Genomic DNA, 15,258 nt, shown 5'->3' with positions numbered 1-15,258 from the left:
CGAATTGTAAACACTTACGAGCAAAAAATTTCTATTTCAGAAAATCGCTTGATTTTATCAATATAAATATGTATTTATAAAAAGAATATGCTAAAATAATCATAAAGAAAGAGATGATCGAAGTGAAATTATTAGTTGTTAGTGACAGTCATTTGTATGCTGACCATTTGCAAAGAGTTGTTAATCATTACATGACAAAAGTCGATTATATGATTCATTGTGGTGATTCTTCACTGCCTCTCAATGATTCATATATTCAAAAATTTGATGTCGTTGTCAAAGGCAATCATGATGATGCCCCCTTCCCTATTTATCAGACATTCCAGCATATATGTGTCACTCACGGACATTGTTATGGGGTGTATTATGGATATGAGCAGTTAATTCAGCTCTGTCAAAAAGAAAATTGTTATTTATGTCTTCATGGTCATACTCATGTACCAACAATTCAAAAACATCAAGATATTACTTTTGTCAATCCCGGAAGCTTAATGATGAATCGAGGAAGCTATGGATATGGAACATATGCTTTGATTGATGTCAATGGTAAGGATATCCATGTAGAATTCCATCATTGTATCACTGATGCCTTATGTCAACAAGATATTCTCGATGAAGGCATGGAATTATTAGAAGAATTTAAACAATTATTGAAATAAAAAGAAATTAGCTTTTGACTAATTTCTTTTTATTGATGATTTTTATTTTTTTCTTCTACTCTTTTACGCTTATACTCAATAATAAACATAACCTCTTTTAAGTCTTCATCTGGTAGTTCAGTGAGTAAACGGGCAATATTTGCAATATTATAATAATCGTATTTTTTACCACTCATAATTTCTTCAACACTTCGTCCATAGAGATGAGAAAGTATTTTCAATTCACTAACAGTGACATCTCTTTTTCCATTTTCTATATCTGAAATAGCAGAATGAGGAACATTTAAATGTGAAGCCACTTCTTTTTGAGTCAGGTGTTTAAAATTACGATAGACTTTCAATCTTTTTGCCAAATCCATATCTATTGCCATAAATTCACCTCCATAATTTTATTATATCATGAATAAATAACGATAGCAATTTAGAGTATGAAAAAAATATTTTTGTGAAAGACATAAATATCAATATTTAAACATTATTCTTTAAAATAACCTGAAGTTAATTTTGCTATTTGTCGAATCTTGTCTGGAGATGACTGAAAGATAAAATGTTCCATGATAATTTGAATCTTTTGTGAATCTTCATGAGTCAAGTTAATCAAATAGCCTCCTACTGGTAATTGCTTCCATTGATCATAAAACAATGTATGAGCATTTAATAGATGCATACGACAATGTTCATCAACCATAATGTCAAACACTTCTTTTTTACGATCTTTTAATGCAAAATGTCCTTGTTGACACATTTGACAATGTTTATTTTGATAACCAAAATAATACTGTGAAATTGGACAATAATCACTAATCATATTTGTTGTTTTTCCAAAGACTTGAACAATACATTTTGATAAATCAGTTTTTAAGTTTTTGATTTCTTGAGCAGACATTTCTAAAGATGTTAAAAATAATTCATGATAATGATGAGCAGCATAGGAATTATGAATATTTAAACCATGACCAATGATTAACTCTTTCTTTTGAAAGGCTCTATAAGTTCCATAATCATTAACTAAAATTGTTTGTATATCATTATAGATTTTAGAATGAAGAATATCTTTTATTTCATCATCTTTGATAACTGGTGATGTCATCATCACCATCTTTTTATGATATTTCAAACACATCTGATAAGCCATTTCAATATCCTTTTGATAAGGATAAATAATAACTTCAACAGGATATTGAAGAACAGCTTCTAATTGTTGAAGGGAATGCACACAAACATAGAGTTGAGAGTGAAATAATGATTGATGAATTGTAAGTTGTGGAATATCATGTATTATCTGATGATGAATCTTTTGATGAGAAAGTATCTCTATGAATTGATTACAGGCTTTTCTTCGCATTTCATTAATGTCTTTGATAGGCATAGATATTTTTTCATCACTGTCAATATACAGATTGTTGATGATAAATGGTGTCGATCCTAGTTTTGATAATTGCTGTGCTATACGATTATCATCTAGTGGTGTTTGATGTGCTATTTCAACATCTTGACTAGATTCGACAATCACACTATGATCTTCTTTTTGAATTTTTAATTTTGCTTTTTTTCCTATTTTTGCTTCAAAAGACATATCAATTTCAATTTTTCTTGTTGGTATCTGATATGTTTTTTGCATTCTCTCAACAACTTGTTTATCCAATGTTTTTCTTACTAAGCCACGATCCACATAATAATCAAATTCTATCTCTATGATATCTTGAGGCTGACCTGTTTTGACCAGTTTATGCTTATGATAAATCTTATTGACTGGGCGTCCTTTATCAATATCTTCAAAAACAATACTATCACCCTGTAAAAGTGGTTGTGTTAAACGAATACCAACTCTCTTTTGTTTTTTATGATAATATACAACTTCTCCAATAATATAACCTTTATGACCGGGATAATCTCCATCAACAATTTTTAAATCATGATGTAAATATCCAGATGTATAATTACGATTAAACATAGCTGACATATCTTGAATATAAGGTTGAAAATCTATTTTTTTATTTTGATAATAGGCATCTATAGCCTCTCGATAAGCTCTTGTTACACTTGCGACATACTCTGGTCTTTTCATTCGCCCTTCTATTTTTAAAGAAGATACTCCTGCTTCAATGAGTTCACCTAAATATTCAATGGTCATGATATCTTTAGGTGATAATAAATATGGATGTTTTTCTGGTAAAGATTGACCATCTTTAAGTAATTGATATTGTAAACGACATGGCTGGGCACATTGACCTCTGTTTCCACTACGTTTACCAATCATACTACTCATTAAACATTGTCCAGAATAACAGACACACATTGCTCCATGTACAAAGACTTCGATTTCCAAGTTTGTCTGACGACATATGTTTTGTATTTCTTCTAAAGTGTTTTCACGTGCTAGAACAACACGATGAGCTCCATTTTCTTCAAAATAACGTGTTCCATAGCTATTCATCACAGAGGCTTGAGTACTGATATGGATTTCAAAGTCTGGATAGAATGTGCGAATCAAATCAAATAAACCTATATCTTGGACAATCAAAGCATCAACTTGCAGCTCATATAATTTTGTCACATAAGATGTCAAAGCATTTATTTCTTTATCTTTATATAATGTATTTATCGTGACATAAACTTTAACTCCATATAAATGAGCATATGAAACAGCCCATTGTAAATCTTCGTCATTAAAATTTTTTGCATTGGCTCTGGCACTAAATAAAGTCCCACCTAAATAAATCGCATCTGCTCCATTTTGCACAGCAGCTATAAATGATTCTCGATCTCCAGCAGGAGCTAACAATTCAATTTTTTTCATAATGATCCTCCAATAAAAAAGCAATAACGTTTGTTATTGCGATAATGTAGAAACAAGACGATAACACATCTTCGCAGAAGATTGACTTGCATGTTTAAGATATTCATCAAACTGAATATGATTTTCTCCTTTTCTATAAATATCACTTAAAGATCTTGTGATAATGAAAGGAATATCAAAAACATAGCATACCTGAGCAATCGAAGCTGCTTCCATCTCAGCACAGACAGTATCTGGGAAAAAATCTAAAATTTGTAAGACCTGATCTTCACGACATATAAACTGATCTCCAGAAGCAATTAGACCAAGATGATATGGTTGCTTTGAATCTTGTAAAATAGCTTCAACTTGTTTTAAAGCCACTGCATCTGGCTGGAAAACACATGGCATACCTGGTACTTCTCCACGTTGACGTCCAAAAGCAGTGACATCAACATCATGATGTAAAACACCCGTTGAAATTACGACATCACCGACATTTTGATTTAATGAAAGTCCTCCAGCCGAACCAATATTAATCACGAAATCAATAGGATATTGTGTTAATAATAAAGTTGTTGAAATGGATGCATTGACTTTACCAATGCCCCCTTGAACAAGCACAATGTTTTTTTTTGCCATTGTTCCTTCATAGAAAGTATAACCATGATTCATTTCTTTTTTATTGATCTCCATCAAAGCTAAGATTGCTTCAACTTCTTCTTCCATAGCACCAATAATCCCAATCATGAAACTTCCTCCTTTCGACATACAAAAATAATTCTTTCACAATCATCATGATATGTTGTAAAATCACTATAATATTCAATGTTTTGAAAACCGGCTTCATGAAGCCAATAAAGATATTGTGATACAGGATAAGTCTTTTGATAATGATCTTCGTCCACAATATCATGTTCTTTTTTATCTTCAATATAGACATGATGATGAATATAACCCTCTGAAATATTTTCAACTGACCAATCAAAAATAAATTCTTCATCTTCTTCCTTTTCATGATAATCTTTTAAAATAACATCCATTTTATAAAGACTATCGACATCAAAAATAAATGTTCCTCCATCCCCTAATGATTGAAAAACATTCAAAAATGTTTGAGTCATCTGTTGAGGATCAGTCAAATAATTCAAAGAATCACATAAACATAAAACTAAATCCACAGGACGAGATAAAGTGAAATCACACATATCCACTCTTTGTAAAACAAGGTTGACTTGTTGTTCTATTGCTTTTTGTTTAGCAACTTCTAACATATCACTGGAAATATCTGAAGCGTAAACCGTTTTTTTGCTTTTAGCCAAACGAATAGCCATTTCGCCAGTCCCACAGCCTAATTCAAAAACTTCATCAAATTGACAATGTTGCAAAATGAACTGATAGTAATCTTCATAAAACTGCTCATCCATTAAACTATCATAGTAATAGGCAAAATTTTCATAACTCATTTTGCTAACATTCCTTCCACATTGATACGTGGCATATCTCCCCATAGTTTTTCTAAATTATAACTTTCTCTTTCAGAACCTTCAAAAATATGGCAAACAATATCTCCTAAGTCAATTAAAATCCACTTAGAATTTCTTAAACCTTCAATGCTTTTCACCTCAAAGTTATGTTTTGCACATTCTTCCTTAATATTTTCTGTAATGGCCTGCATGAGTCTTTCATTGCTGGCTGTACATAAAACAAATGTATCAAACATTGGGCTGACATCACGCATATCAATTGCGGTAATATGCGTTGCAAGTTTATCATCCATTGCTTTAACCACACATTCTAATTTCGTCATTTATTTTTCTCCTTTCACGACATAATAATCATAAATTTCATAAAAGCAATCATCTATTTCACGATTTTTCCTCTTTGAAAATTCATAAAAATCAATTAAAGAATCTCTAAATCCTTGATGAATATCTTTTTGACATGTTTCAATTTGTTGCGAAGAATCATATCCCCTTAAAGGATCGAGCTTATCAGCAACATATAAACATTTTCCAATTGGTGAAATACCAACTGAAGCAGTTGTATGATCCTCAATGGCTTTTAATACCACAGGATCATCAATTAAAAACTCATGTTCACTGACATAACGTGATAGCCATTGGTGCCAGATAGGATAAGGTTTAGATAAATATTCTGGAAAATAGCTTTCCATTATTTTTTGAGCTTCTTTTTGATCCATCTCTTTGGCGACATCATGCATTATTCCTGCAATATAAGCTTGTTTTTGATTTAATTGATTTGCTTTGGCTATCTTTTTAGCCAGTTTAGCAACACTGCAAGTATGTTTCCAGCGTTTTTCTTTCATTCTTGAACGTACCATTGTATCTAAATATAATCCCTGAGATGATATATATCTTAAAACGTCTTGATCCAACATTTCTATATGACCATTTCTCACATCACTGCTTGAGGCATAAACAGGCTGATTATTTAATAATTGGAAATGATATGTATCTAATATAGAATAATGGGGCTTATATCCACCTCTTTGAAAAGCAATTAATTGAACAAGTTGAGATATTTTTTTTGCTTTTTTCCATTGATCAAAAGCATTGGCTTGATCCATTCCCATAATATAGTAATAATGTACTTGAGGATTTTGTTGAATTAATTTTTCAATTGTATGAATGGTATAATTTTTTTGCTCATCTTCACTATCAATTTCAATGGTATTTATAGAAAGTAAAGGATGATTTTTGATAGCAATACGAATCATCTCGACTCTTTCTTTGGCACTAGCAAGACTTTTATTTTTCCAAGGATTATGGCGTGTTGGAATAAATTGTACTTCATCCAAATGAAGCTGTTCAATGGCACACAAAGCAACATCTACATGTGCTTGATGAATGGGATCAAAACTCCCACCGAATAGACCTATTCTTTTCATGGTAGACGATAAATTCTTTCATCACTTTGTTTATACAAAACAATTGTACGGCCAATGATTTGAACAACTTCTGCCTTTGTATGCATACTTAAATCTAATGCCACATGATGTACATCCTCTGGACAATTATCTAAAATTTTTACTTTTATGAGTTCTTTAGCTTCTAATGCTTCAAGAATACCTTTGATTTGATTTGCAGAAACCCCATCTTTTCCGACTTGAAAAATAGCCTTTAAGTGATGAGCTTCTCCTCTTAAATATCTTTTTTGTTTACCTGTTAGCATTATTTTCCCTCCTATATAATGGCTTCTCTTATTGTGACAGAAATCTGTGGTGGAACATGAACCTTTATTTTTCCGCCTTTAGAAGAAATGGTTATAAATCCTAAACCAGAAATAACAATATCACATTTCCCCGACTTTAAAGTAAAATCGTATGTTTTCATGTCATGAATCGATTGCATTCCATCAATTTCAAACTGAAAAGTTTTATGACGGTCATATAAAGCATCCGCGTTGACTGTTTTGGTACGATGAATCTTGAGCTGACGAGAAAAATACGTTATAAAACTTGACTGTCCCCCACTAATATAATCAATTCTTCCTAATCCATCAAAATAAATCGTCTGTTTTTCTTGTAATTGGAATCCAATAGGTCTTAATTCACTTTGTGGAATTATCTTTTTTAAAATTTTTGGATCTACAAAATGAGTCATCTGACTTTCATTTACAATACCGGGTGTATCATAAAGATAAGTCTGTTCATCCAAAGGTATTTCTATAAAATCAAGCGTTGTTCCCGGAAATTCAGAAACAGTAATCAAATTTTGTTCTTCTACTTGAGCATAATGTTTCAATAAAGCATTAATAAATGTTGATTTGCCAACATTAGTTGCTCCTACAACATAAATATCACGCTGCTTACGATAAGTCATCATGGCATCATAGATCTTATCCATGTTCATATTTTTCTTACCACTCGTTACTATAACATCTACAGGCTTCATTCCTTCTTCTTTTAATCGTCTTCTGACCCAATGTTCCAGCTTACGCTCTTTAACAGATTTTGGCAATAAATCACGTTTATTTGCAAGAACCAGAACATCATTATAACCGATATGACGTAATAATCCTTGAATACGACTTCCTTCAAAATCAAATAGATCAATCATATAAACGACAAGACAATCTTTTTCACCAATATGATCTAAAAGATTTAAAAAATCATCTTTTGTGAGTGATGTTGTTTGTAATTTATGATAGTTTTTTAGTTGAAAACAACGTCTACATAAAATATGATCTTTTGTAGTGGCATCTTTTGGAACATAACCAATATGTTTTTCATTTTCACTTTGAATAATGGCTCCACATCCATAACATCTTTTTATTTCTTTCATATATACCTTCCTTCTTGACTATTGTATACTATTTCTATTTTGATGAAAAGAGATAAACATAAACATCGACAAATTTCATATAATATTTTGAGGTGACTTATGTTTACAGCTATTTTTGCATTATTACAACAATTTTTATTTGTATCTTTTATTAAAACACAGGCTTTTAAACCCGCTCTTACAAAACAACAGGAAAAAGAATTATTAGAAAAATATTTTCAAGGTGATCAGAATGCCAGAAATAAGCTCATCGAACATAATCTAAGACTTGTTGCGCATATTGCTAAAAAATACGAAAGTGCAAAAGACTTACAGGAAGATCTCATCAGCATTGGCACAATTGGACTTATCAAAGCAGTAGATAGCTATAATGCGACAAAATCCACAAAACTGGGAACTTATGCTGCAAAATGCATAGAAAATGAAATCTTAATGCATTTGCGTCAACATAAAAAAACAGCTTTAGATGTTTCGTTAAATGAAGTTTTAGGTGTTGATAAAGATGGTGGAGAAATGACGCTGCTTGATATTATTCCATCAAAAGAAAAAGATATGATTGATCAGATTCAAACCAATGATCAGCTCCAGCAGCTCCAAGATTATTTTACTTTATTAACACCACGTGAACAAGAAATACTCATCTATCGCTATGGTCTTAATCATCATCGTATTTATACGCAAAAAGAAATTGCCAGACATATGAATATTTCTCGTTCCTATGTATCACGTTTAGAAAAACGTGCTTTAATTAAACTTTTAAAAGCCTATATGCATACACAATAAGTTTAGAAATCTTCTTTAAATAAGTCATCGAAAGAAATAGGTTCAAAATGTTTATCCTGTTGTGATGTTGTTTCTAAAGGTTGAGATTTTTCAACCTTTTCATCTTGATTAGAAATATATAAATCCGTCGATAAAGAATGACGATCATAAACATGCATAATCGTTTCATTTTTCATTGATTGAATTACACTTGGCTTTTGTCCAATTTGTGATAAAGAATAATCTTTGATGTATAAATTTTCTTTTTTCTGTTCACTTTCAATAATCAATTGATCTTGAGTATCTAATACAAAAGCATCTAAAGCATGAATTGGATTCGTTTTAGGAGATTTAAAAATAGATGTTCCTTTTGTCGCACGATTACAGCTTGGTATATCCGAAATACGCATACGTTTGATACCCGGTTGATCACTGATTAAAACATAAGAATAAGAATGAAGTGGATCAAATGTATTCATTGCTACAAGATAATCATCTTTTAAATTCATGGCTTTGATTCCTGCAGCTTTTAATCCCAAAATAGAAATCTCATCTTCACTATATAATGAAACATATCCCAAAGATGATGTCAGAACAATCGCCTGATTGGTATCAGTTAAAGCAACCTGAAGTAACTGATCATCTTTTTTCAAATTCATACATTTTAAAGGTTTTGTATAACGTGCAACTTCAAATTCTTTTAATGGAACACGTTTGATTTGTCCTAAACGTGTTGTTAGAAGAACGTACAATGGTAAAACAAAAGACTTCACAAGAATGGAACCAATCATTTTTTCTTCTGGAGAAACTTTAATGAAATAACTGATATGCTTTCCAAGTTCTTTCCATTTAAATTCTTCTAATTTATGAATTGGAATGAATAAATAATTCCCTTTATCAGTAAAAATCAGCAATTTATCTAAAGTGCTTGCAAAATGTAAGTCCAAAAGCACATCATCATCTTTCTTTCCAAAAGCAATATTTTCACTGGCTTTATAAGATCTTTGAGAAATTCTTTTGACATAGCCATCTCTAGTGATTGATACATAAATGTCTTCTGGAAGAATCATTGCTTCTTCATCAATGACAATTTCTTGAACTTCATGTTTAATTTGTGTTAAACGAGGTGATGGATATTGCTTTTTAATCTGTTTTAATTCATCAACAATGACTTTTCTTAAAACTTGATCACTATTTAAAATATCATTCAATGTTTGAATCAATGTTTCTAATTCCTGCTTTTCCTTTTCTAAAGAAACAATATCGGTATTCGTTAAACGATATAACTGTAACATGACAATGGCTTCAGCCTGTTTTTCTGTAAAATGATATTGTAATTGAAGATTCTTTTTAGCATCTTGTTTATCATGAGAATGTCGAATGGTATGGACAACATCATCTAAAATAGAAATGGCTTTGATTAATCCATCAACAATATGTTTACGTTCCTGTGCTTTTTTTAAATCAAACAACGAACGTTTGGTAACAACATCAATTTGATGATCAATATAACCATCTAAAATTTCAACAATTCCCATACATACAGGTCTTTTGTTTTTAATAGCAACCATATTGTAATTATAGTTCTTTTGAAGATCTGTATTCTTATAAAAATAATTTAATGTATTTTGTACATCAACATCCTTTTTCAAATCAATAACAATACTTAATCCATTACGATCTGACTCATCACGGACTTCTATAATGCCATCAATATTTTTTTGAAAACGTATTTCATCTAATTTTCTTACCAATTCTGCTTTATTGACTTCATAAGGAATCTCTGTCACCACAATTTTATTCATGTTTTTTTCTTCAACGATTTTCGTTTGAGAACGAACAACAACTTTTCCTTTTCCTGTTTCAAAAGCTTTTCTTATACCATTGATTCCTTCAACAATAGCTCCTGTTGGAAAATCCGGACCTTTGATAAATTTCATCAAGTCATCCAAAGAACAATGAGGATGTAAAATACGATAAATCGTAGCATCAATCACTTCTTCTAAATTATGTGGAGGAATATCAGTCGCATATCCAGATGATATACCCGTTGCTCCATTGACTAATAAATTAGGATATTTGGCCGGTAAAACAGTTGGTTCATACTCCGTATCATCAAAGTTCAATGCCATTTGAACTGTTTCTTTATCAATATCTTTTAATAATTCAGATGCAATAGGTGATAACCTTGCTTCAGTATAACGCATGGCCGCAGCCGGATCATTATCAATCGAACCATTATTTCCCTGCATATCAATCAATGGCATACGCATTTTCCATTCTTGGGATAAACGGACCATTGCTTCATAGACAGAAGTATCTCCGTGAGGATGATAATTACCAATGACATTCCCTACTGTTTTTGCTGATTTACGATAAGGTTTTAAATGTGTATTCCCATCTTTGTACATAGCATAAAGAATACGACGTTGTACTGGTTTCAATCCATCTCTAACATCGGGTAATGCACGATCTTGAATAATATACTTAGAGTATTTTCCAAAACGATCACCCATAATATCATCTAATGATTGTGTTATGATTTTTTCTTTCATGATAGACCTCCTTACTGATTAATAAAGAATGAATCTTCCAAAGAAAATTGCACATTATCTTCAATCCATTCACGTCTAGGTTCTACTTTATCTCCCATTAAAACAGATACTCTACGTTCTACTAAAGCAGCATCTTCAATGGATACTTGAATGAGTGTACGTGTTTCTGGATTCATGGTTGTTTCCCATAACTGATCCGCATTCATTTCTCCTAAACCTTTATAACGTTGTACAGCATAACCACGACCTATCTGTTTTTTAGCTTTTTCTAATTCATCATCATCCCAAGCATAAATAACATCCTCATGTTTCCCATTCTTTTTAGATACCTTATATAGAGGTGGTAAAGCAATATAGACTTTTCCGGCTTGAATCAATCCACGCATATAGCGATAAAAGAAAGTTAAAAGAAGAACTTGAATATGAGCACCATCCGTATCAGCATCGGTCATGATAATCACTTTTGCATAATGTGAGTCATCAGCATTAAAATCCGCTCCTACTCCTGCACCGACTGTATTAATAATTGTGCTGATTTCTTCATTTTTTAATATATCAGACATGGCAGCCTTTTCAGTATTGATGACTTTCCCTCGCAAAGGTAAAATAGCCTGATATTTACGATCTCTACCTTGCTTTGCACTTCCTCCAGCCGAATCTCCTTCGACAAGATAAAGTTCTTTTCTCTTTTTATCTTTGGATTGTGCCGGTGCTAGTTTTCCACTTAATATTTTTTCAACTTTTTGTCCTTTTCCTTTTCGTGCTTCTTCACGTGCTTTTCGAGCAGCATTTCTGGCTTGTGAAGCTTTAATCATCTTTTTAACTAATTCATTTGCTGTTTCTTTATTTTCTTCTAGAAAATAATTCACTTGTTCATAAACAACATTTTCAACAATATTTCTTGCTTCAGGCGTTCCTAATTTTGATTTTGTCTGTCCTTCAAATTGTAGTAATGACTCAGGTATTTTGACAGAAATAATAGCTGTTAAACCTTCTCTTACATCGCTACCTTCCAGATTTTTATCTTTTTGTTTTAGTAAACCATATTTTCTGGCATATTCATTAAAAACTTTTGTGAATCCCGAACGAAAACCAGTTTCATGAGTTCCCCCATCTCCAGTTCTCACTAAATTGACAAAGGAAATCAAATTTTCTTGATAGCCATCAGTCATCTGAAAAGCCACTTCAACTTCAATAGGATGAGATACATCATCAAAGGAAACAGTTGTATGTAATGTCTTTTTATCATAATTCAGATATTCAATAAAGGCTTCTAAACCATTATCATATTGGAAAGATTCATGTTTTCCTGTTCTTTCATCTATAATATTCATTTCAATACCTTTTAATAAAAAGGCACTTTCTCTTAATCTTTCACAGATAGTAGAATAATTAAATTCTGTTGTAGAAAAGATATTTTGATTAGGTTTAAAATGAATCGTTGTTCCAGTTTTTGAAGTCTTACCGATCTTTTTTAATGGAGAAATGATTTTCGCTCCGTCTTCAAAACGTTGTTGATGAATCACTCCATCACGATAAACAGTGACCTCCAGCCATTCACTTAAAGCATTTACAACAGATGAACCGACACCATGTAACCCACCAGATGTTTTATAACCACCATCTTCACTAAACTTTCCACCGGCATGTAATATTGTTAAAATGACTTCAGTCGTAGGTTTACCAGAAGCATGAATACCCGTTGGCATTCCACGTCCTTCATCTGCTACACGAATACTATTATCTTTTCCAATTGTTACTGTGATTTTTTTACCAAATCCAGCCAATGCTTCATCAATAGAATTATCAACAATTTCCCAGACAAGATGATGTAAACCTCTTGAATCTGTTGAACCAATATACATACCCGGACGCTTCCTTACGGCTTCCAGTCCTTCTAGAATTTGTATATTAGACTCATCATAATGATTTGCTTTCATATCTGATTTCCTCCTTTTCCAACTTTATAATTATATCAAAAACATTGATATATTGCTAGAGAATTCATATCATACCAAATTTCTTGAATTTTCGCAAATCTTTTAAAAAAATTGATTTTTCTTCTTTTTTATGTATAATAGGTGACGGGGAAGTGAAAAAATGGATATATTGATATATTGCTTATTAATAGTAATGGGTTATTTATATGGTTCTATTCCTTTTGCATTAGTGATTGGAAAATTATTTTATCATACAGATGTAAGAAATAGTGGTTCAGGAAATTTAGGTGGCACGAATGCTGGACGAGTGCTTGGGAAAAAAGCAGGATTATCAGTCATTATTTTAGATGCTTCTAAATGCTGTATTTCTATACTGATTGCTGGAACAGTTGCTAAATACATGAAACTTGATATGAATATTATTTACCCATGTGCTTTAGCTTGTGTGATTGGTCATTGCTATCCTCTATTTGCAGGATTTAGAGGTGGAAAAGCTGTATCTGTCGCTATTGGATATGCTTTAATGACAAATATTTATGCCTTTGTTGTAGCTTTGATTATCTTTATGGTGACTTTAAAGATTTCTAAATATGTATCATTAGCTTCGATCTTAGCAGCTATTTCTATTGCTGTAATCTCTCCATTTATTGGTTATAGCATGATTGGTATAATTACAAATATATGCATTGTTGCCTTGCTTGTTTATAAACATCGCAGCAATATTCAAAGATTAAGAAATGGTACAGAAAATAAAATTACATGGATGTAAAAACCTGAATGTTATTAAACACTCAGGTTTTTATTTCGCAAAACTGGCATTCATGACATGGGGCAAGAACTGGTGTTCATTGTATGAGAGAATCTGGTATGAACCACGATTTTCTTCAACACATGTAAGAGAGCATCCTTCAACAATTTGTTGATTAATGGAAACCAGTTCTTTTTGTGTTAAACCTAAAAAAACAGACATAAAAATAACAAAGCACATTCCATGTGTTACAATCATAATTTGACTGTCTTGAGGTAATTGTTTTAAATCTTGTAAAAAACTTTTAACTCTTTCTATGACTTCTTGATAGCTTTCACCATGAGGAATGCGATCAAACTGTTCTGGATGATTCCATAACTGATCATAGAGTTTATGGTGATAAGTTAATAAATCAACGATTTTCTGTCCTTCAAAATCACCAAAATTCATTTCCATTAAACGTTCATCCATGGTAATATTTTGCTTATCAAAGAGTAGACAAGCTGTCTGATAAGCACGAGGAATAGGGCTTGAATACACATAATCAAATTGAAACGAATGTTCTTGAAGATAATTTTTTAAAGCCAGAGCATTTTCTACTCCATCTTGAGTCAGTGGAGAATCTAAACGCCCCTGCAGTCTTTTTTCTTCATTCCAGACTGTTTTAGAATGACGTGTGATATATATCTTCATATACGAAAAAATAAGGGAATCCCCTTATTTATACTGATCATTAATGCTTTTCATAATTCGTTTGATTTGTGTTTCATTTGGTTTACGTCCCATTTCCATGAACATAGCACGAATCATTTTTTCATTAATTGGTGGATTCTTTCTTAAGTTCTTCTTGAAGAAATAACGGGCAGCAAAGAATCCTATAACAAGACCTATTAAAAGTCCTAAAACGCCATATAACATCTTTCTATCCTCCATTCAACTACCAAAATATTATAGCATAATTTTATGCTTTTTGCAAAATGATTTCAATATATCATATAAAAGTTTTTTGAAAAAGACGATATGATATTAAATAAATCATGACGTTCTCCTTTTTCTTCAATATTTAAATCAAATTCATTCATAGTCATCAACATTTTTTCACCTGTAATAGGATTTGTGAGCTGATGTATTCCATGATAATAAGAATAATCTTCGCGTGATTGAATAGCGTGAAGAATTTTTTCTTTTTCATCAGACATATTAGAAAAAATAAGTTCCACTTGTTTTGTTTTATACATATTATCCTGATTTTGATAGATTGCCATTAAAAAAGAAGGATATTTTTGAGCTAAATCAATATATTGTTCTTTAATACATACAATTTTATATTTCATTTTCATCACCATATCAATTATAACTCATATCCATAGCAAATCCTGTCAAAAAAAGAAGGCTCTATACTAAAACTGGAGGGGAAGTAATATTCAAAACTTCATCTTCCAGTTTTTTTATATAATAATAGACATAGTCGATAACTCGTTTTACAATTAGTTCACCACAAACAAAAT

The 15,258-nt window shown here is 31.5% G+C and carries 16 protein-coding genes; 3 read left to right on the top strand and 13 right to left on the bottom strand.

All coding sequences use genetic code 11. From position 1 onward, the window contains the following. Positions 1 to 113 precede the first annotated feature (113 nt). The gene (locus B5E75_RS13090) at positions 114 to 659 is read left to right on the top strand and encodes a YfcE family phosphodiesterase (RefSeq protein ID WP_239480027.1); all 546 of its coding nucleotides are present in this window, start codon (positions 114 to 116) and stop codon (positions 657 to 659) included. A 29-nt stretch (positions 660 to 688) separates the two neighbouring features. On the opposite strand, the gene B5E75_RS13085 is transcribed toward B5E75_RS13090, so the two are convergent. From B5E75_RS13085 to yqeH, 8 genes are all read right to left on the bottom strand, one after another. Beyond that, positions 689 to 1,030 (bottom strand): helix-turn-helix transcriptional regulator, encoded by a 342-nt coding sequence (locus tag B5E75_RS13085; RefSeq protein WP_087360053.1) that lies wholly within the window; start codon positions 1,028 to 1,030, stop codon positions 689 to 691. A 104-nt stretch (positions 1,031 to 1,134) separates the two neighbouring features. Next, positions 1,135 to 3,459 carry a U32 family peptidase gene (locus tag B5E75_RS13080; protein ID WP_087360050.1) on the bottom strand — a complete coding sequence of 775 codons (2,325 nt, stop codon included), beginning with the start codon at positions 3,457 to 3,459 and terminating at the stop codon, positions 1,135 to 1,137. 33 nt (positions 3,460 to 3,492) lie between these two features. Further along, entirely contained in the window at positions 3,493 to 4,188 is a 696-nt protein-coding gene (locus tag B5E75_RS13075) for a 5'-methylthioadenosine/adenosylhomocysteine nucleosidase (RefSeq protein WP_087360047.1), read from the bottom strand. Beyond that, complete coding sequence (locus tag B5E75_RS13070; protein ID WP_087360044.1) at positions 4,185 to 4,904, bottom strand: class I SAM-dependent DNA methyltransferase; 720 nt, start codon at positions 4,902 to 4,904, stop codon at positions 4,185 to 4,187. The genes B5E75_RS13075 and B5E75_RS13070 overlap by 4 nt, the downstream gene beginning before the upstream one ends. After that, a complete protein-coding gene (gene rsfS, locus B5E75_RS13065; protein WP_087360041.1) occupies positions 4,901 to 5,248 on the bottom strand; it encodes a ribosome silencing factor in 348 nt (115 codons plus the stop codon). Before rsfS ends, B5E75_RS13070 begins: the two co-directional genes overlap by 4 nt. Next, the gene (locus B5E75_RS13060) at positions 5,249 to 6,349 is read right to left on the bottom strand and encodes a nicotinate-nucleotide adenylyltransferase (protein ID WP_087360039.1); all 1,101 of its coding nucleotides are present in this window, start codon (positions 6,347 to 6,349) and stop codon (positions 5,249 to 5,251) included. It lies immediately after the preceding gene. Further along, complete coding sequence (yhbY, locus tag B5E75_RS13055; RefSeq protein WP_087360036.1) at positions 6,346 to 6,633, bottom strand: ribosome assembly RNA-binding protein YhbY; 288 nt, start codon at positions 6,631 to 6,633, stop codon at positions 6,346 to 6,348. The genes B5E75_RS13060 and yhbY overlap by 4 nt, the downstream gene beginning before the upstream one ends. A gap of 11 nt (positions 6,634 to 6,644) precedes the next feature. Then, complete coding sequence (gene yqeH / locus B5E75_RS13050; protein ID WP_087360033.1) at positions 6,645 to 7,745, bottom strand: ribosome biogenesis GTPase YqeH; 1,101 nt, start codon at positions 7,743 to 7,745, stop codon at positions 6,645 to 6,647. A 99-nt stretch (positions 7,746 to 7,844) separates the two neighbouring features. Between yqeH and sigK the strand changes: the two genes are divergently transcribed. Then, positions 7,845 to 8,528: an RNA polymerase sporulation sigma factor SigK gene (gene sigK, locus B5E75_RS13045; protein WP_087360030.1), complete on the top strand. Its 684-nt coding sequence runs from the start codon at positions 7,845 to 7,847 to the stop codon at positions 8,526 to 8,528. A gap of 2 nt (positions 8,529 to 8,530) precedes the next feature. Here sigK and parC read toward each other — a convergent pair whose 3' ends face one another. Both parC and parE read right to left on the bottom strand, forming a co-directional pair. Continuing rightward, positions 8,531 to 11,062, bottom strand: a complete 2,532-nt coding sequence (gene parC / locus B5E75_RS13040) for a DNA topoisomerase IV subunit A (RefSeq protein ID WP_087360027.1) — start codon at positions 11,060 to 11,062, stop codon at positions 8,531 to 8,533. A gap of 11 nt (positions 11,063 to 11,073) precedes the next feature. After that, the gene (gene parE / locus B5E75_RS13035) at positions 11,074 to 13,002 is read right to left on the bottom strand and encodes a DNA topoisomerase IV subunit B (RefSeq protein ID WP_087360024.1); all 1,929 of its coding nucleotides are present in this window, start codon (positions 13,000 to 13,002) and stop codon (positions 11,074 to 11,076) included. 160 nt (positions 13,003 to 13,162) lie between these two features. Here parE and plsY point away from each other — a divergent pair, with 160 nt between their 5' ends. Then, a complete protein-coding gene (plsY, locus tag B5E75_RS13030; RefSeq protein WP_087360021.1) occupies positions 13,163 to 13,771 on the top strand; it encodes a glycerol-3-phosphate 1-O-acyltransferase PlsY in 609 nt (202 codons plus the stop codon). Between the two features lie 30 nt (positions 13,772 to 13,801). Here the strand turns inward: plsY and B5E75_RS13025 are convergent, their stop codons facing one another. The 3 genes from B5E75_RS13025 to B5E75_RS13015 all read right to left on the bottom strand — a co-directional run bounded on the left by B5E75_RS13025 (position 13,802) and on the right by B5E75_RS13015 (position 15,084). Beyond that, positions 13,802 to 14,443, bottom strand: coding sequence for a histidine phosphatase family protein (locus B5E75_RS13025; protein WP_087360018.1), 642 nt, complete (start codon positions 14,441 to 14,443; stop codon positions 13,802 to 13,804). 24 nt (positions 14,444 to 14,467) lie between these two features. Further along, on the bottom strand, positions 14,468 to 14,668 hold the full coding sequence (locus B5E75_RS13020; protein WP_087360015.1) for a YneF family protein: 201 nt from the start codon (positions 14,666 to 14,668) through the stop codon (positions 14,468 to 14,470). Between the two features lie 65 nt (positions 14,669 to 14,733). Then, a complete protein-coding gene (locus tag B5E75_RS13015) occupies positions 14,734 to 15,084 on the bottom strand; it encodes a hypothetical protein (RefSeq protein ID WP_087360012.1) in 351 nt (116 codons plus the stop codon). Positions 15,085 to 15,258 lie beyond the last annotated feature (174 nt).

The organism is Massiliimicrobium timonense, assembly GCF_002160865.1.
In the GTDB taxonomy this organism is placed as follows: Bacteria; Bacillota_I; Bacilli_A; order Erysipelotrichales; family Coprobacillaceae; genus Allocoprobacillus.
Note: the sequence above shows the minus strand (reverse complement) of the source record. Positions and strands in the feature narration are given on the sequence as shown.